20 protein-coding genes are annotated in these 17255 nt (G+C 63.6%); 9 read left to right on the forward strand and 11 right to left on the reverse strand.

Annotated features, from left to right (window positions below; all coding sequences use genetic code 11):
• The first annotated feature begins 92 nt into the window (after positions 1-92).
• Positions 93-1478: a serine--tRNA ligase gene (gene serS / locus ACH9L7_RS15180; RefSeq protein ID WP_396611525.1), complete on the forward strand. Its 1386-nt coding sequence runs from the start codon at positions 93-95 to the stop codon at positions 1476-1478.
• Between the two features lie 31 nt (positions 1479-1509).
• On the opposite strand, the gene ACH9L7_RS15185 is transcribed toward serS, so the two are convergent.
• Complete coding sequence (locus tag ACH9L7_RS15185; RefSeq protein ID WP_396613296.1) at positions 1510-1857, reverse strand: nuclear transport factor 2 family protein; 348 nt, start codon at positions 1855-1857, stop codon at positions 1510-1512.
• 133 nt (positions 1858-1990) lie between these two features.
• Here ACH9L7_RS15185 and ACH9L7_RS15190 point away from each other — a divergent pair, with 133 nt between their 5' ends.
• Positions 1991-2488, forward strand: a complete 498-nt coding sequence (locus ACH9L7_RS15190; protein WP_396611526.1) for a DUF367 family protein — start codon at positions 1991-1993, stop codon at positions 2486-2488.
• A gap of 18 nt (positions 2489-2506) precedes the next feature.
• Here ACH9L7_RS15190 and ACH9L7_RS15195 read toward each other — a convergent pair whose 3' ends face one another.
• Entirely contained in the window at positions 2507-2872 is a 366-nt protein-coding gene (locus tag ACH9L7_RS15195; RefSeq protein ID WP_396611527.1) for a DUF5518 domain-containing protein, read from the reverse strand.
• A gap of 143 nt (positions 2873-3015) precedes the next feature.
• Between ACH9L7_RS15195 and ACH9L7_RS15200 the strand changes: the two genes are divergently transcribed.
• The gene (locus tag ACH9L7_RS15200; protein ID WP_396611528.1) at positions 3016-4041 is read left to right on the forward strand and encodes an NOG1 family protein; all 1026 of its coding nucleotides are present in this window, start codon (positions 3016-3018) and stop codon (positions 4039-4041) included.
• 236 nt (positions 4042-4277) lie between these two features.
• On the forward strand, positions 4278-5531 hold the full coding sequence (locus ACH9L7_RS15205) for an RNA-guided endonuclease InsQ/TnpB family protein (protein WP_396611529.1): 1254 nt from the start codon (positions 4278-4280) through the stop codon (positions 5529-5531).
• Between the two features lie 94 nt (positions 5532-5625).
• Here the strand turns inward: ACH9L7_RS15205 and ACH9L7_RS15210 are convergent, their stop codons facing one another.
• From ACH9L7_RS15210 to ACH9L7_RS15220, 3 genes are all read right to left on the reverse strand, one after another.
• Positions 5626-6357, reverse strand: a complete 732-nt coding sequence (locus tag ACH9L7_RS15210; RefSeq protein WP_396611530.1) for an SIMPL domain-containing protein — start codon at positions 6355-6357, stop codon at positions 5626-5628.
• Between the two features lie 90 nt (positions 6358-6447).
• Entirely contained in the window at positions 6448-7752 is a 1305-nt protein-coding gene (locus ACH9L7_RS15215; RefSeq protein ID WP_396611531.1) for a TIGR00341 family protein, read from the reverse strand.
• Between the two features lie 92 nt (positions 7753-7844).
• Positions 7845-8558, reverse strand: coding sequence for a 5-formyltetrahydrofolate cyclo-ligase (locus tag ACH9L7_RS15220; RefSeq protein WP_396611532.1), 714 nt, complete (start codon positions 8556-8558; stop codon positions 7845-7847).
• Positions 8559-8655: 97 nt separating this feature from the next.
• On the opposite strand from ACH9L7_RS15220, the gene ACH9L7_RS15225 reads away from it, so the two are divergent.
• On the forward strand, positions 8656-9144 hold the full coding sequence (locus ACH9L7_RS15225) for a GNAT family N-acetyltransferase (RefSeq protein ID WP_396611533.1): 489 nt from the start codon (positions 8656-8658) through the stop codon (positions 9142-9144).
• A gap of 78 nt (positions 9145-9222) precedes the next feature.
• Here the strand turns inward: ACH9L7_RS15225 and ACH9L7_RS15230 are convergent, their stop codons facing one another.
• Positions 9223-9885: a helix-turn-helix domain-containing protein gene (locus ACH9L7_RS15230; RefSeq protein ID WP_396611534.1), complete on the reverse strand. Its 663-nt coding sequence runs from the start codon at positions 9883-9885 to the stop codon at positions 9223-9225.
• Positions 9886-9973: 88 nt separating this feature from the next.
• On the opposite strand from ACH9L7_RS15230, the gene engB reads away from it, so the two are divergent.
• Positions 9974-10591: a GTP-binding protein EngB gene (gene engB, locus ACH9L7_RS15235; RefSeq protein ID WP_396611535.1), complete on the forward strand. Its 618-nt coding sequence runs from the start codon at positions 9974-9976 to the stop codon at positions 10589-10591.
• A gap of 43 nt (positions 10592-10634) precedes the next feature.
• Here the strand turns inward: engB and ddh are convergent, their stop codons facing one another.
• The 3 genes from ddh to ACH9L7_RS15250 all read right to left on the reverse strand — a co-directional run bounded on the left by ddh (position 10635) and on the right by ACH9L7_RS15250 (position 14148).
• A complete protein-coding gene (gene ddh, locus ACH9L7_RS15240) occupies positions 10635-11561 on the reverse strand; it encodes a D-2-hydroxyacid dehydrogenase (RefSeq protein ID WP_396611536.1) in 927 nt (308 codons plus the stop codon).
• Positions 11562-11605: 44 nt separating this feature from the next.
• Positions 11606-12376 carry a DUF3179 domain-containing (seleno)protein gene (locus ACH9L7_RS15245; RefSeq protein ID WP_396611537.1) on the reverse strand — a complete coding sequence of 257 codons (771 nt, stop codon included), beginning with the start codon at positions 12374-12376 and terminating at the stop codon, positions 11606-11608.
• A 509-nt stretch (positions 12377-12885) separates the two neighbouring features.
• Positions 12886-14148 (reverse strand): NUDIX domain-containing protein, encoded by a 1263-nt coding sequence (locus tag ACH9L7_RS15250; RefSeq protein ID WP_396611538.1) that lies wholly within the window; start codon positions 14146-14148, stop codon positions 12886-12888.
• A gap of 61 nt (positions 14149-14209) precedes the next feature.
• On the opposite strand from ACH9L7_RS15250, the gene ACH9L7_RS15255 reads away from it, so the two are divergent.
• Positions 14210-14704, forward strand: coding sequence for a metallophosphoesterase family protein (locus tag ACH9L7_RS15255; RefSeq protein ID WP_396611539.1), 495 nt, complete (start codon positions 14210-14212; stop codon positions 14702-14704).
• Positions 14705-14729: 25 nt separating this feature from the next.
• On the opposite strand, the gene ACH9L7_RS15260 is transcribed toward ACH9L7_RS15255, so the two are convergent.
• Positions 14730-15116, reverse strand: coding sequence for a homing endonuclease associated repeat-containing protein (locus ACH9L7_RS15260; RefSeq protein ID WP_396611540.1), 387 nt, complete (start codon positions 15114-15116; stop codon positions 14730-14732).
• Between the two features lie 125 nt (positions 15117-15241).
• On the opposite strand from ACH9L7_RS15260, the gene ACH9L7_RS15265 reads away from it, so the two are divergent.
• Entirely contained in the window at positions 15242-16006 is a 765-nt protein-coding gene (locus ACH9L7_RS15265; protein WP_396611541.1) for a coenzyme F420-0:L-glutamate ligase, read from the forward strand.
• A gap of 21 nt (positions 16007-16027) precedes the next feature.
• Entirely contained in the window at positions 16028-17008 is a 981-nt protein-coding gene (locus ACH9L7_RS15270; protein ID WP_396611542.1) for a 5,10-methylenetetrahydromethanopterin reductase, read from the forward strand.
• On the opposite strand, the gene ACH9L7_RS15275 is transcribed toward ACH9L7_RS15270, so the two are convergent.
• Entirely contained in the window at positions 16989-17204 is a 216-nt protein-coding gene (locus ACH9L7_RS15275; RefSeq protein WP_396611543.1) for a hypothetical protein, read from the reverse strand. The genes ACH9L7_RS15270 and ACH9L7_RS15275 overlap by 20 nt on opposite strands.
• Between the last annotated feature and the right edge of the window lie 51 nt (positions 17205-17255).

The following is a 17255-nucleotide window of genomic DNA, read 5'->3' on the forward strand; positions in this document are numbered from 1 at the left end:
TACACTGAGTCGCCTTCTGGTCGGTAGCCCCGCCCCGAACCGAACCGGGCGATGCGATACGATTTTCCCGCATACGCGAGAACCACGAACCAATGATAGACAGGAAACTGCTCCGTGACGAACCGGAGCGTGTCCGAGACGCACTCGCCGCCCGCGGCAACGAGGGTGTGGACGTAGACCACGTCCTCGACGTGTACGACGAGTGGCGCTCGCTGAAAGCAGACGGCGACGACCTTCGGCACGAGCGAAACGAGGTCAGCCAGAAGATTGGGACGCTCAAGCAGGAGGGCAAAGACGAGGAAGCCCAGGAAGCCATCGAGCGGTCGAGCGAACTCAAAGAGGAACTGCAGGAACTCGAAGCCCGCGCCGACGAACTCGAAGCGGAACTCGACCAGACACTCCTCGAAATCCCGAACCTCCCGCACGAGTCGGTCCCGGTCGGTACCGACGAATCGGACAACGTGGAAGTCCGCCGCGAGGGGTTCGACGACCTGCGTGACCTCCCCGACGAGGTGACGCCGCACTACGAACTCGGCGAGCAACTCGACATCATCGACGAGGCGCGCGCCGCCAAGACGACCGGGTCGGGATTCTACTTCCTCAAGGGTGAGGGCGCGATACTCGAACACGCGCTCATCCAGTTCATGCTGGATGTCCACCGCGAACAGGACTACGTGGACCTCTTCCCGCCGGTTCCAGTCAAGACGACCTCGATGGTCGGTACCGGCCAACTCCCGAAGTTCGCCGAGGACGCCTACCGAATCGGTGGGTCGGAGACCGAGAACTACGAGGACGACGACCTGTGGCTCTGCCCGACGGCGGAGGTCCCGGTCACGAATATGTACCGCGACGAGATTCTGCTGAAGGACGACCTGCCGCTGAAGCACCAGGCGTACACGCCGAACTTCCGGCGCGAGGCTGGCGAACACGGCACCGAAACGCGCGGTATCGTCCGCGTCCACCAGTTCAACAAGGTCGAACTCGTCAACTTCGTCGAACCCGACGAGTCGTACGACCGACTCGAAGCCCTCCTCGACGAGGCGGCCGAAGTGCTCGACCGACTCGGTCTCCCGTACCGCGTGCTCTCGCTTTGTACCGGCGACCTGACCTTCGCATCGGCGAAGACGTACGATCTCGAAGTCTGGGCACCCGGCACCGAGTCGGACGACAGCCCCGACGGCTACGGCGGTCGCTGGCTCGAAGTCTCGTCGGCCTCGAACTTCGAGGACTTCCAGGCGCGTCGCGCCGGGCTTCGCTACCGCCCCGAGCGTCACGAATCGGCCGAGTATCTCCACACGCTCAACGCCTCGGGCACAGCAATCGGCCGTATCATGGTCGCGCTGCTCGAATACTACCAGAACGAGGACGGAACCGTGGACGTGCCCGAAGTCCTCCAGCCCTACATGGGTGGCCGCGAGGTCATCGAAGGCCACGAACCGGTCGGTGAGGCGGCCGTCGGCGCTGGCAAGAAAGACTAACGCGGCTTCTGCGGTTTCTTCTTCGCGTTTCTCAGTTCGACGCGCGCGTGAACGTCTTCAACTCCGCCAACTTCCCGTCCCGCGCGCGGAACCGGTCGAGAAAGACGAACAGTTCGTCGCCGGAGCTATCTTTGAGGTGGCCGCGGACGACGATTTCGTCTCCGTGTTTCGACTGGATGTACCGGTCGATGACGTGGGTCGTGTCCGTCTGCGGCCGCCCGTCGCGCATGAACGAGACGAACTCGTCGCGGCCGTCGAGGGTCATGTCCTCGCGGTCGTGGACGAACGTCGGGCACAGAATCTCCCGAAGCGTCTCGTACCCGTGGTCGTCGAGAGCCGTGTAGTACAGTCGCGCGAGATACGTGGCGTCGGGATGCACGGCGGGTGTTCGAGTTCGGATGGGAAGAATCCGCCGTCTGCGGTGATGCTGTGGCGTTTCGAACATATCCCACGCTTCCAGGCCCGTTCGTCGCGTTCGGGACGCTTTTCTCTCACACCCGCCTACGCCCGGTGTGGACCTGCACGTTCGATACGAGGGTGACGATGACCCGAAGAAGTGCACGGCGAAGAAGCTCGAACGGTTCGAGATGGCCGCCCTCCACGGGTCGGACCGCGCCACACCCTACGGCGTCGTCCTCAACCCCCACGCGGAGAAGGCGCTGTCACCCACCGACAAGGACACGGGCGCGCTCGTCGCACTCGACTGCTCGTGGGAGTCGGCCGGTGAGGCGATGTTTTCGCTCCCCGGCGAGCACCGCGCACTGCCGTATCTCGTCGCCGCCAACCCCGTAAACTTCGGGCGGCCGATGCAACTGACGACGGTCGAAGCCCTCGCTGCTGCACTCGTCATCTTCGGCGAGAAGGAACACGCAGAAGAGATTCTCTCGAAGTTCAACTGGGGGCACACGTTCCTCGAACTCAACGAGGAACCGCTTCGCCGTTACGCGGAGTGCGAGAATTCGACCGAAGTCGTCGAGATTCAACAGGAATACCTCGACATGGGCGAGTGAGTCGCGCTCGGGAGTGAATTACCGCCCTTTTGCCCACGCCCCAACCGCGCCAGCGATGGCGCTGTCGATGGCGAAGATGAGCGTCAGCACGATACCCGCGACGAGGACGCTCACGCCGCCGAGGAATCCGCCGAGCGGACCACCCGCCAGTCCGAGCAGTCCGCCAAAGGCGGCCACGATGAGCGTCACCACGATACCGGAGATGGACCCGGCGACCAGTCCGTGCCACGCCCCGTTTCCGAGAGTTCCACCGGCCAGATAGCCCGCTGCGAACCCGCCGAGGAGCCCAGCCCCGATTTGCCCGATAATCGGGAGGCTGAGTCCACCCATGCCGACGACGAGGATGACGACGAAGCCGACGGCGACCGCTTTCCAGTTCGTCATAGCCCACAGTAGACCATCGTCGGGTATGAGCTTCGTGGCGAACGCATCTTCCCGTGTGGGTCACCAGCACGCCTAATTCCCCTCACGAGGCGTCGAAACCCAAACGAACGCGCTTTTACGCCTCGACTGTATAGGAGAGTGCAATGATTTTCGAGTCTCTCCCGACCACGCCCCGGTCGGACGAACTCATCGATAAGGCCTTTTCGCGGGCCGCGCGCACGGGGCGAGCGAAGCAGAACAAGTTGGAGGCTCAGCAGTCGATGCTCCAGACCGCCTCGAACATTCTCTCTGACAATCTGGAGAACGTCGTCGTCGAGTGGCCGGACTTCGAACTGGTCGACCCGTTCTACTACGAACTCGCCGATGCTGTCGTCACCCAGAGCGTGACGGGCCGCAAGACGGACTCCGGCGACACCACCGAGGGTGTGGACGCGCTCCGACAGAGTCTCTCGGAAGTAATGTGGGCCTCTCGCCAAATCGACAACCTCGCCCGCGAGTATCAGTCCAAGCTCCGGAAAACCGACGCCGACACCGCCCGAAAGCACCGCAAACAGGCGTTCGCCCGGATGGCCAGCGTCGTCGAGGAAGTCGAAGACGACCTGCTTCGACTCGGCGCGGCACGCGACGCACTGAAAGGCCTGCCTGATATCCGCCCGGACGAACCCGCGGTGGTCGTCGCCGGGTACCCCAACGTCGGGAAGTCGTCGTTCGTCAACGATGTCACCCGCGCCTCGAACGAAATCGCTCGGTACCCCTTCACGACGAAGGGCGTCCAAATCGGACACTTCGAACGTGAGCGCATCCGCTACCAGATTATCGACACGCCGGGCCTGCTCGACCGACCCGAAGACGAGCGCAACGATATCGAGCGGCAGGCCGTCAGCGCCATCGAGCACCTCGCCGACGCCGTCATCTTCGTCGTGGACGCCAGCGGGGAGTGCGGGTACCCGCTCGAATCGCAACTCGAACTCAGAGACGCCGTACAGGAGCGTTTCGAACAGCGCAACATCCCGGTCCTCACCGTCTGCAACAAGAGCGACCGCTCGACCGATGTGGAAGCCGACCTGTACATGAGCGTCGAGACGGGCGAAAACGTTGACGACGTGCTCGACGCCGCAGTCGAGGCCGTCGGCTTCGAACCCGACATTCCACCGTCTCGAAACGAGTAGGCCGTCTGTGTCTGAATTTTGGCCGTATTGAACCTCTCAACCGGGGTGACCGTTCTCAGAGGTCGTGCTGAATACAGTGCGCAGAGTTTGTCCGCTGTTGGGAGTTTCAACTAATCGGTAGCGCGGAGTCCCCTTCCTCAAGGAGTGAGAGAAGCGAGCGAGTAGGGAGGGGAGGAGCGCGTTCGTATCGGCTACAGACACCAGCCAATAAGTAGCCCGCTGACTACATTGAAGATGTGGCAGACGACTACGTGCGTCGGACGGCAATCACCCGCATCTCGGTAGACGGTGAGCAACGCGAGTTGCTTGAGGAAACCATCTCCGAGTGGAGGCGGGGTTGCCAACTCGCCACGGACATGGCGTGGGGCAAGTGTAACACGAAAAGCGACGTACAGCCCCTCGCTTACGACGACGTGCGCGAACAGACCGACCTCGGGAGTCAGCACGCGATTCTCGCCACCCACCAAGCCGCCCAAGCCATCACCGGTTGTATCGAACGCCGGTCCAAAGACAAGAAGGTCAGCAAGCCCACCTTCACCGCACCCACGGTGAAGTACGACACCCGGACGATGACGCTGTTCGACGACGATACGGTGTCGCTCTCCACTACGGAGAGTCGTGTCCGGTGTGACCTTTCCTTGCCCGACGCCGATGATGGCTACCAACGACAGTACCTCGACTCAGACGAATGGAGCGTCACGGAAAGCACGCTCACCGCCCACGACGGCGACTACCTCTTGCACATCGGCTTCCGCCGACGCAAGAACGACACCGAGCGGAACACCGCCGAGGACGGAACGGTTCTCGGGGTTGACCTCGGTATCGAAAACCTCGCCGTCACCAGCACGGCATACTTCTTCAGCGGGCGGGAGTTAACCCACAACCTCTGTGAGTTTGAAAAGGTACGCGCCGGACTCCAACAGACCGGGACGCGAAGTGCTCACCGGACGCTCGAACAGTCGAGTGGCCGGGAACTGCGATACGTCCGCGATGTACTCCATCAAGCGTCGAACGACATCGTGGATGAAGCACTCCGGTACGAGTGCGACGTGATAGCGTTCGAAGACTTAACTCATATTCGTGACCGAACAGGGGCGTCGTGGGGACACAAGTGGGCGTTCCGAACGCTGTACGAGCAGGTGGAATACAAGGCCGAGGCAGAAGGCATCTCGGTAAAGCAGGTTGGTTCGGCGTACACGTCGAAGCGGTGCGCCGACTGTGGGTTCACGGCTGACGAGAATCGCCCGACTCGCAATGATTTCCGGTGTGTGAAGTGCGAGTCGGAAGCGAACGCGGATTACAACGCGGCGAAGAACATCGGGATGCGGTACGTCCGTCGGGGCCAACAGTCGTCTCGGCGGACGGGTGACAGTCAACTTGCCCTGAAGTCTGGGGCCGTGACGCCGAATGGCGGATTCACCGCCTACCCGGAAGGGTCAGAGGCCGAGTCCACGGACAAGTCCCGCCCTCAAAGCACCGAAGGCGCTTAGGGTGGGGTAGTTGACCAGCACCGGATTTTCGAAGCGAAAAGAGGGTCGAATCGAGGAGCGATCAGTCAGCGGGTAGTTCGAGTTCGGTACTCGCTCACTCGGCCGTGTAGACCATCTCGACGGTGGCCGAGACGGTCACTGGGCCGGGCGAGAGTTCGGTCGGCGCGCCGGAACTGCTGCGGGCGTCTTCGGCGAAGGCGACCGGGTAGGGTCCGGGCGAACTACTGCCGCCGACGTTCGCGGTGTGGACACCCGTGATAGTCACGTCGGCCGCGCTGGCAACGGTGTCGGCGTCAGTCTTCGCCGAATTGACAGCCTTGGTGAGCGCCTCCGAGCGGAGTTCGTCGCGCGTCTCGTCGGTAAGGGTGAACTGTACGCCGCGGATTTCGGCGGCACCGGCACCGACAGCGAGGTCGATGACGTCACCCGCTCGGTCGGGGGCGACCTCGACGGTCAGCGAGTGGACGGCGCGGTAGCCGACCAGTTCGCGTGTTTCGCCGCCGTAGTCGTACTCGGGGTGGATACGGAAGCCGGAACTCTGAATCGCGTCTTCGGCGATACCCGCCTCAGTGAGCGCGGCGCGAACTGCGGCCACGTCGTCGGCGACGATGCCGCGGGCTTCGTCTGCCGAATCGGCCGTTGCGGTCACGCCGACTGAGATGACGGCGAGGTCGGCTTCTGCCGTGACCTCACCGGTGCCGGTCGCCGAGATGGTGGTTGCGTCGGAACTGTCTCCGCCGCCTGTCGTCTGGAGCGGTGCGGAGAGACACCCCGCGAGCAAGACGAGGCTCGCAAGGAGGAGTGGTGCGATGAGACGTCGGTTCATACACGGTATGACGATAGCTGAGATATTCAACTCGCGCTAGAGACAAAGAGCCGTTGTACTCTTCGAAAAGACCCACTTTTTGGCGTCTGGTTAGCCGGAAACGGCGACGTATCGGACCTCTACGTCGATTTCGCCTGCGTCCCACGGCGACAGCGGTTCGGGCGCGACGGCGTTGATGCGCTCTGTGAGTTCTGCCTGCACTTGTGGTGGGTCTCCCCACGGGTCGTAGCCGACCGTGACGACCACGGACGCCGGTTCTTGGAGCGGACCGCCGTCGTGTTCGACGGTTATCTCCAGCAGTCGAGCGTCCGTGTCCTCGAGGACATCTTGCACCGCCATCCGCGCGTCCGCCTTGAATCCCGAATTCCGGTAGGTCGTGTACGTCACCGTCCCGAGGAACGACGAAAGGACGAGCAGTCCGAGTCCGAGCGCGGCGATGCGGAACAGTGTGGTGCGTCGGGCCTTCCCCCGGCGTATCCAGCGCTCCGGTCTGTAGCCTTGCTGCCAGAGGACGGCGATAGCGACGAAGTTGACAGAAAGGAAGTTGACGAGGACGAGGATGGCCGACCCGACGACCGACTCAGGCGTCCCCCACGCGATGCCGATGCCGACGACGGCGGTCGGCGGGACCAACGCGGCGGCTATCATGACACCGACGAGCGCAGTCGAGACGCCGGACGAGAGCGAAACCGCTCCCGCGGCACCGGCACCGAGCGCAATCGCCAGCGAGAGGACGTCCGGCGAGAGTCGCTCGCTGACTTCTGGAATCGCCAACACTTCCGGGCTCGAAAGCGGGACTGCCCCCCCCTCTTTGAGAATGAGGGCAAACAGGGCAGCCGACCCGACGGCCAGCACGCCGCCGAGCCCTTGCAGACGGACGCCGCGGATGAACATCTCGTCGTCGTCGACGACCGTCCCGACGCTGGCAGCCATCGCCGGACCGACGAGCGGTGCGATAACCATCGACCCGACGACGACTGCCGCCGAATTGAGGAGCAGACCGGCGGTGGCGACGACAGCCGAGATGACGGTCATGATGACGAACGTCGGAAGCGACGGCGCGAGGTCGTTCGCCTTGGCGGCCAGTTCGTCTCGCGAGATACGGTCGCCGTTCTCCTCGTCTTCTTGGTACTTCTCCTGTAACTGGTCGAAGCGAGTCGATGCGACCGTCTCGGCGTTCACGACCACGGTGTAGGCGTCGCGTTCGACGCCCACCTCTCGCAGTCGCTCTAACACCGGTTCGACCGCTTCTTTGGGAACCGGGAAGGTGACGACGGCGACGAAATCCCGACCGGAGGTCTCCTCAGAGACGGCGTAATCGACGCCCTCCTCGTCGAGCGTCCGCAAGACCGTCTTGCGCTTGCCAGTCGGCACCAGTACTTGAACGAGGCGCACGCTCTTTTCTCTCTCCGGGTGGGCAAATAAGCACGGGTCGTTTCGGGAGACTCACACGACCGCCCGACGGCACACTCCGGCCGAAGGGTAACTCACTCCGACCGGAGTCGCTGCAAGACTGGCATCTCGTCGATTTGCTCGTCGGAGAGCGCGTCCCAGTCGATTCCAGTCGGCCGGTCGGACGGTGTCTCCGTTCGAATCATTCGCTCCGGCGTGACCACGATGTCCATCGGAACGTCGTGGGCGTCGGGTTCGGGTGCATCGTTTCGAACCTGCAATTCGTGGACCGTCGTCGCAATAGCCGTCTCGTCGCCGACGGCACCGAGACCACGGAGAACCGCGAATTCGAGGTCGCTAAAGCCCTCTCCCTTCCCGATGCGGGCACCCGATTCGGTGACGGCGACCGACCCAGAGACGACGAGGTCGATATCCGGAAGGTCGTCGGGGGCAACCTGTCTTGCGTACTGTTCGACGTGTGAGACGGTTGGGGCGCTGTCGAGATGGTCGTCGTCGATTCGCTCGGGGTCGAGTTCGTAGAAACACCGCTCGTCGCGGAGGCGCGGGACGGCCATGTAGACAGTCTTCCCCTCGTGGAGCGCACGCCGTCGAATTGGGAGTTGTGGCGCGTCGGGATTCGCCTTCACTGTCGCCGCTGCGTCCCACTCCGGCGTCTCGGCGAGTCGGGCGGCCGCATCGTTCGCACCGGCGAAATTTGGGATGCGTCCGTGTGGCGGAAACGGAAACCGCGCCGCACCTGACTCCTCCAGTTGGTCCCAGACGGCCTCGCGAATCGCGTCTTTCTCCATCGTGACCGGTGTATTCGGTGAGCAAGTGAATAGCCTCGGCTTTCGGTCACCGTACTCACGCGAAACGATTTTGCGATATCTTCACGAATGTTCGTGTATGTTTATCCGAACCGCGAGAGAACCCGACGTACCGGACATTGCTCACATCTGCGCAACGGGGTGGCGCGACGCAACCGCCGACATCGTCGCGGACGAGCGCGTCGAATCGACCGTCGAAGCGCGGTTCGGGAAATCACGACTGACCCGCGAGGTGCGACGCGCCGACGACATGCACGGATGGGTCGTCGCCGTCGAAGACGACGCGGTTGTCGCGGCGGGCGGCGGGGGACTCACAGGTTCGGAGACCGGCGAGGTGTTCTCGCTCCACGTCCACCCCGATTCTCGGGGAAGTGGTGCTGGAACGGCACTCTTGCGGACGATAACCGCCCAGCACGTGGTCAACGGCGTTCGCGAACAGTGGGCGTCCTGCCTCGATGGCGACGAAGAGACGCTGTCGTTCTATCGGGCGCGCGGATTCGAGATTTCCGGACGCGACCAACACGAGGCCCTCCCCGCCGAGTCGCTTCGTCTCGTCAGAGACATCTGAGGCCGACTCGCGCGCTGTACTCGCATTGCGGTCGTCTCACCTCCCGCACTCACACCGAGACCGGCTGCCTCACCGAACTCACTTGCGGTCGGCGGCCGACCGCGACAACAGGACTTTTCTGAGAACGGCATTCGCACCACGCCGAACACGCTCCGAGGCCGCTTGCGGGCTGATTTGGAGCGATTCGGCCACCTCTTTGAGTGTGGTCCGCCGCGGTACCTCGAAGTATCCGTCCTCGACGGCCGTGACGAGTGCTTCCTGCTGCTCGGCGGTGATGTCGAACGAGTACACGCCGGGTTCTTCGTCGGCGAGCGAGTAGATTCGGTCGACGCGGAAGTCGATTCCCTCCTCCTGACAGCGGTTGTGGAACTCCGTCAGATCCGTGTGGTCGCTGAACCGAAGGCGGAAGAACCACGTGTCGGTCCCGTGCGCTTCGAGGATGGTCGCGTGACTCTCGATGAGGATGTTCGTGAGGCTGGACACAGTGTCTCCCCAGTGGACGTGATAGAGAACCTTGTCCTGGACTCGCGCGACCGCATTCAACTCCTTGACCATGTGGTTCTCACGTACCGACCGCTCGAACGCTTCGAAGTCTGCCCCGGATGCCCAGAAGAACGGCATGACCTCCCCGCCGGTCGGGACGACGCGTTCGAGGTCGATGTGAATACCCTCTTCGACGGCAGTCACCCGACCGAGGTCGAAGCTCCGAGCATCGATTGTGAGTTCGGCGAGTACAGCCATATATGAGATTCATTCACGTGGTCGCGTATTGAACCTCGCTCCGATGCAGTTCCGCCCCGCTTATCTGTCGTGGCGGCGAACCGCGGGTATGTTCGAAGACCGACCGGATTACGACGAGATTGTCCTCGTCGGGCGGTCGAACGTGGGGAAGTCGACGCTCATGCGCGAGTTGACGGGCCACGACAAGTTCACCACGGGAAAAAAGCCCGGTGTCACTCGGAAGCCGAATCACTTCGATTGGACCTCCGAGAAGTTCATGTTCACCGACCTCCCGGGGTTCGGGTTCATGTCTGGCGTCGACGCCGACACGCGCGAAGCCATCAAGACCGATGTCGTCCGCTACATCGAGGACAACGCCGAGAGTATCCTCGCGGCCGTCCTCGTCGTCGACGGCAAGAGCGTCGTGGACATCATCGACCGCCACACCACCGACGACTCCATCCCGCACGACGTGGAGATGTACTACTTCCTCGACGAACTCGACATTCCTACCGTCGTCGCGGTGAACAAGATGGACAAAGTCGACGACAGGGACGAACGCCTGAACGACCTCTGTGACCGCCTCGGCCTGTTCCCACCGTGGAAGCAGTACCGAAACGTCATCGCCCCGATTACCGCAAAGCGCGGCGATATCTCGAATCTGGAGTCGGCGCTTCGCACCCACCTCCACGAACAGGGCCGCGACGACCTGTTCAAGTTCCTCTAAGCCGGTCCCACCGGTCTCTGTATCGCCCCCGGTCCCCTCTTTTCTAGACTACTCGGTTTCGCAGCGCCTCGCCCGCTTCGATGTGCCCGACGTTCTCTCGGACGAGCGCCGCGATATCCTCATGGTACGCCCCCGTCGCCGCGCTGACGTGCGGGGTGATGAGCACCTCGTCGAAATCCCACAGCGGTGCGTCTTCCGGGAGCGGTTCTTCGTCGAACGCATCGAGCGCAGCACCGGCAATCGTCTCGTCTTCCAGCGCCGACACGAGGGCCGGCGTGTCGACAACCGGGCCTCGCGCCACGTTCACGAGGTAGGCATCGTCGCGCATCGTTTCGAACTCCGGACCGGCAATGAGTCCTCTTGTCTCGCGGGTGAGCGGAACTGCGAGGACGACGAACCGCGCGTCTTCGAGTGCGTCGTGGAGTCGGTCCGGCGTGTAGACGGTCGAGACGCTTGGGACCGGTTCTCCGGACCGCCTGACGCCGATGACTTCCATCCCGAGCGCGGCGGCCCGGTCTGCGACCCCGCGGCCGAGCGTTCCGAGGCCGACGACGCAGATTCGCTCCCCGCTGAGTGTGAACGACTCCTCGTAGGACGGGCGTCGCCACCGGTGGTCGTGCTGCGCGTCGCGATAGGTGTGGAGGCGTCGAGCAAGCGTCAACAGATACCCGATGACCGTCTCACCGACCGTCGTCCCGTGAATGCCGGTGCTGTTGGTGAGGAACGTTCCCGCCTCGTCGTAGACGCCCACGGGGAACTCGTCGTATCCGGCGCGGATGCAGTGGACCCAGTCCGCATCGAGGAACGCGTCGCGGTGCCCGAACGAGACGACGGCGTCGCCCGGGCCGAACTGTTCCCCGTCGCCGACGAGTTCGACCGGTGCGTCGAGGTCCGAAAGCGCATCGACGAGCAACTGTGGTGGCATCGCCTTTCCGACCGACTCGTCGAGTGCAATGCGTTCGATGTGCATGGCTAAGCTGTCACGACGCTGTACGAAGGAACTTGCGCCCCTGCCTATGCCGTCTTCGACCACGGCGGCGGCAAGAGCGCGTCAGTGTCTGGATGCTCACGCCTCCACGCTCCCCACGTCGTCACCGTCGATGGGAGAATCTCCATCCGCTCGCCCGACTCCGGGCCGCAGATTGCCTTCGCGAGAATCTGACTCCAGTAGCTTCCCGTTGCTTCGTCGTAGAGCACGAGGTTGCCGGAGTTTCGGACTTCGGCCTCGCCGGAACTGGCCGAGGCCCCGAACGTCCGGCCCTCTTCGACGCTGGCGTACCCGTACACGGCGGGCGGTTGCCAGAGGTGCCCGGAAACCTGAAACAGCGCCTCCTCACCATCGACGCGTCGTTCGGCGACCATCCCGGACTGGCAAATCGGACAGTACGTTACCAACACCGGGTCGCCACCGAGGGTGTCGTTGATGACTTCGTGCCACCACAGGATGGACAGCGCGTACGCACGGGCCTCGCCGTTGCGTTCGACTCCGACCACGTACCCGTCTGCCGAGAGTCCCGGTCCGACTTCGTACCCGAAGCGGTACTTTTCGGCGACGGCGAGGCCGTTCCAGTTGGGTCCGACCGCCGGTTCGAGGATGGCTTTGATTCCGATAAACGGGTTCGGCGGGTCGCCGCAGACGCTTCCGGGGACCCCGTGTTGCACTATCGGGTCGGGGTTCTCGGGGGCCGGAAAGCCCGCAATCGGTGGGCGGACGGCCCCCTCGGTACACCCGGCGAGACTGGCGGTCGCTCCCGTCAGGAGGCCGAGAAACGCCCGTCGGTTCATACCACATCTGCGGCCGCGTTGGGGGAAACGACGACGGGGTCGTGCGCGGGAGTCGCACGGGGTGTCGGGGATGCGGTGCTATTCGCGTCGCAACTCACGACTCTGCTCTCGGAGGGCTGTCGCTCACGGGTCGAGCGTCGTCAGAAAGTGGCTCAGGTGTTAATGAGCATCGTCACAAGGGGCTCGGTGGGGGTAACCCTCATCATCGCCACTACCTCGTCCTAACTCTACAGGAGTAAAAAGCACTTTCACATGCGCACGGGCGAGTCTCACGAACGATACTTCTGCAACACGACCAGAAAGACCAAGAGAAGCGGGATAATCGGGGCCGCAACTTCGAGTGGAACCAAGAGTAGCACTATTGCAGACATAATCACAAATTCGAGTACGACCAACAGACTGAGGAGTTCGGCTGGATTTGCCATCGTTCGAAAGGAATCCTTGTCACGGTTCTCTCCCCACCGTGGCATCAAACTGGCGGCCACGTGAGACGACCCCCAAGTATCCACTCAGCCGTCGTCACCCTCGCCCTCTCGCGACGACGTGGACTCATCCCACCGAGCGAGTTCGGCGTGTTCGACTGCGACGCGCTCAACGCCGGCCGAATCCAGTCTCCCCTCCTCGGTGACGACCCCATCGACGAGGTCCGACGGAACGGGTTCGAAAAGCGGATTCGATACCTCGATTGGTGCCTCGCCGTCGTACAACTTCCCGCCTTCTTCGCCGACGAAGGTGTCATCGCCGCGTATCTTGTCGCGGGCGCAGACGACAAAGACAGGCACGCCAGCCTGCGACGCAGCGAGCGCGACCGGGTAACTCCCGACTTTGTTGGATACGACTCCGGACGAGAGGACCGCATCCGCGCCAATGAAAACAGCATCGACAGCCTCGCCAGCGACGAGTCTGGGAAGTGCGGCGTCGGTCGTGAGCGTGATTTCGAGTCCCTTCTTCGCCAACGACTCGGCGACGGTGACGCCTTCGAGTCCCGGCCGCGACTCAGCAACGATGACGCTCGGCCCCGCGTCTTCGAGTGCCGCGCGGACGGTCTCGGAGCGCGAGAGCGTCGCCACGCGGTCGTAGCCCTCCGCCCGAAGCAGTTGCGCAGCCTCCGCCGACGCGACTTCGTCGGCCTCGGCCGCGGCGTCGATTTCGGTCGCCGCCCGCTGGCACACTGCGTTCGTGTCGCCAGTGGCATCGGCCAGCACGCGGTTCACGCGATTCGTGACGGCGGTCATGCTGGGCCGGGCGTCCCGCAGGCTTCGGCCGAACGAGACGAGCACTTCCCACGATTCGGCGTCCGTGGCGGCGTCTCGAAGCACTTCGAGGGCCCGAAGCGACACCCACGCCGACCCGTGGGAGTCGTCTTCTTTGACGGTTTCGAGCGTCGGTGCGACCCGGCGGTACGTCGCCCACAACTCGGGGACAGTGTCGCGCTCGCAGATGACGGGTGCGTGGACCCACTCTACCTCGGCGAGTTCCTCGTTGGGAGTGATGTCGCGGTGGTTCACGTCGAACATGAACGCGTGGACGGTCCACTCGCGGTCTCCGGTGGTGATGTGCATCGGTTTGGCGGTGCTGGCCAGCACCGCGTCGGTCACGCCGACTTCTTCTTCGAGTTCCCGTCTCGCATCGTCCTCCGCGTCCTTCGGGTCGCCTTCGACGTAGCCAGAAACACCGGCCCACTTGCCGCTGTACGTCCCGACGGAGTCACTCCGTCGGGTCAGAAGGATGCGCCCTCGGTGGCGGAGAAACGCGGTGACGACGTGCGCCATATCCTGAAGTACGTCCGGCAGTGACAAAACGACTATTCTGCCGTCCCACCATGTTGTAGACATGAATCTGGCCATCCTGAGCGATACGCACGTCCCGAGCAGGGCCGAGACGATTCCGTCGTGGGTCGAATCTCGGGTCGCACGCGCCGACCTCGTCATCCACGCAGGCGACTTCGACTCGCCGGAAACGCTCGAACACCTCCGTGACCTTGCGACACGGTTCGTCGGCGTCCGCGGGAACATCGACCCACCGAGCGTCAACCTCCCGTACGTGGACATCATCGAGGTCGGTGGACTGACGTTCGTCGTCACTCACGGTGCGGGAACGCGAACCGGGTACGCATCGCGGGTCGCTCAGACGGTCAGAGACGCCGCCGGACGGGACGCAATCGGAATCGCGGGCCACATCCACGAAGTCGTGGACGAAGTCGTCGACGGCGTCAGAGTCCTGAATCCGGGGACGGCGACCGCTGCGAACCCGAGCGACGAAGCGACTATGATGGTCGGAACCGTCGAAGGCGGCGACCTCTCGGTCGATGTCGTGCGAGGGGACTAACCAGCCTTCACGGCACCGGGTAGAATCAGTCTTCGACGGGAATCGTATAGAACTCCGAGACGTCGTACTCCTCGTATCGAAGTCGCTCCTCAGGTGAGTGGAAGTTCGGCTCCAGACCGGCGAACTCGACGCCGCAGGCGAACGTCCCGAAGCGGTCGCGGTAAAACGAGACGTGAAACGCGCCGAATCGGGTCATATCGACCGGCGTCGGACTCGTTCCACTCTCCGCTGTCAGCAGATACAGTTCGGCGAAGAGGACGTGGTTGTTCAGGCGGAACGACTTCTTTTCGCCCGTCAGTGGGTGTACGTCTCTGTCCACCCGGTTGCGAATCTTCTGTGGGACGCGCCCGACGTACTCGAGGTACTCCTCGACCGTATCTCGGCCCATCGGGTCTATCGGCCGGTCGTTCATGCCTCGACCACTGGTTGACACACCTTAACAATGTCGCGGATTCTCACACGTCGGTCGTCACTCCGATACCGGCCCGGTTCGCCAGCATCCCGTGGTTTTTCACCGCCGTCGTCGTCACCTCTCGTATGGAGCTGTTTGCCGTCCCCGACGTGCCCGAGATTCGCGAGGGCGACGACCTCGCGCGAATCATCGCAGAGCGCGTCGACCTCCGCCCCGACGACGTGGTCTGTGTCGCTTCGACCGTCGTCTCGAAGGCCGAAGGGCGGTTTGCCGACCTCGATGACTTCCCGGCCGGGCCGCGGGCGCGAGAGCTTGCCACCCGTCTCTCGGAACTCACCGACGACAAGAAGGACCCGCGATTCGCGCAGGCGGTCCTCGAAGAGAGCGTCGACCTCGTGATGACCGAACCGTTCTTGCTGACTGAAACGCGGTTCGGCCACGTCGGCGTCAACGCCGGTATCGACCGCTCGAACGTCCCCGACCACGACCTCCTATTGCTCCCAAAGCGCCCCAGCGAGTCGGCCGAACGCATCCGCGCCGGTATTGAAGCCGACCGCGTCATCGTCTCCGACACGAGCGGTCGTCCCTTCCGCCACGGCCAGCGTGGCGTCGCACTCGGGTGGGCGGGGATGGCCCCGTCGCGCGATTGGCGCGGCGAGACCGACCGCGACGGCCGCGAACTCGGTGTCACCGTCGAGTGCGTCGTCGACGAACTCGCCGCGGCCGCCAACCTCGTGCAAGGCGAGGGTGACGACGGGACACCAGTCGTCGTCGTCCGCGGATTCGAGTGGGGCGACCACGGCGAGAGCCACGCCCACTTCCGCGACATCGAAGGCGACTTCGTCCGACAGGCGCTCCGCGACTGGACCTACGACCCCGATACGAACTGACCGAACGCTCACTTTCACACTATGCTCGGACTCGAACTCACGCCGGAACATCCGGTATCCGAACTCGTCGAACTGGGGACACAGGCAGAACGCGAGGGCTACGACTCGTGTTTCGTCTCGTGTCACTACAACAATCGCGACCCGTTTGCGGTCCTCGCACGACTCGCGGCCGAGACGGACGAAATTCGCCTCGGTCCCGGTGTCGCCAACCCCTACGAGATGCACCCCGTCACGCTCGCCGCGAAGGTGGCAACCGTCGCCGAAGCCTCGGACGGTCGCGGCCTCCTCGGTATCGGGCCGGGCGACCCCTCGACGCTCCGAAACCTCGGCCTCGAAGACCAGCGCGGCCTTCGCTCTGTCTTGGAGGCGTTCAAAGTCGCACAGGACCTCTGGGACGGGAAGCGCGTCACCCACGACGGAACCTTCGAAGCGACCGACGCTGGTCTCAACTTCGACGTGCCCGGCGAGATTCCGGTCTACGTCGGCGGCGAGGGACCGCACATGTGCCGGATGGCTGGCAAGCACGCTGACGGCTTGCTCTTCAACGGCTCACACCCCGACGACCTCGCGTGGGCCCGCGAACAGGTCGATATCGGCCGCGAGGACCGCCCCGATTCGCGCGGGGAGTTCACGCTCGCAGCGTACGCCAGCGTCTCCATCTCGGCCGACGAAACGGCGGCCCGCGAGGCGGCACGCCCACCCGTTGCGTTCATCACCGCCGGGGCAGCCCCACCGGTCCTCGACAGACATGGCCTCGACGCCGACCTCGCAAACGACATCAGCGAGCACATCTCTGCGGGCGAGTTCTCCGAGGCGTTCGGCCTCGTCACGCCCGAGATGATAGACGCCTTCTCGATGGCCGGAACACCGGACGACGTGGCAGATCAGATGGCCGCGGTGCTCGACCACGCGGATGGAATCGTCGTCGGGTCGCCGGTCGGACCCGACCTCGAAGAAGCGATTTCGCTTGCTGCGCGGGCGTTTACCGAGAGCCAGGCGTAGTTCCGAGGCCGATTTCGGCACCGAGTGCGCCGAGGACGACGTACGCGAATACGCCAACCGGGACGAGGATGAACAGGTTGCCGAAGATGATGAGAATCGGCGACAGCGGGTCGTTCAGCGCGACGCTGGAGAAGTTCACGAGTAGTTCGACGACACTCTGCAGCAGTGCCACGATAAAGTCCGTGAGGGTTGCCATAGACGAGACTCCGGATTCGGGGATAAAGACTGTGTGGATTTCGCACGATAT

This window comes from Haloferax sp. S1W (assembly GCF_044593955.1).
In the GTDB taxonomy this organism is placed as follows: domain Archaea; phylum Halobacteriota; class Halobacteria; order Halobacteriales; family Haloferacaceae; genus Haloferax.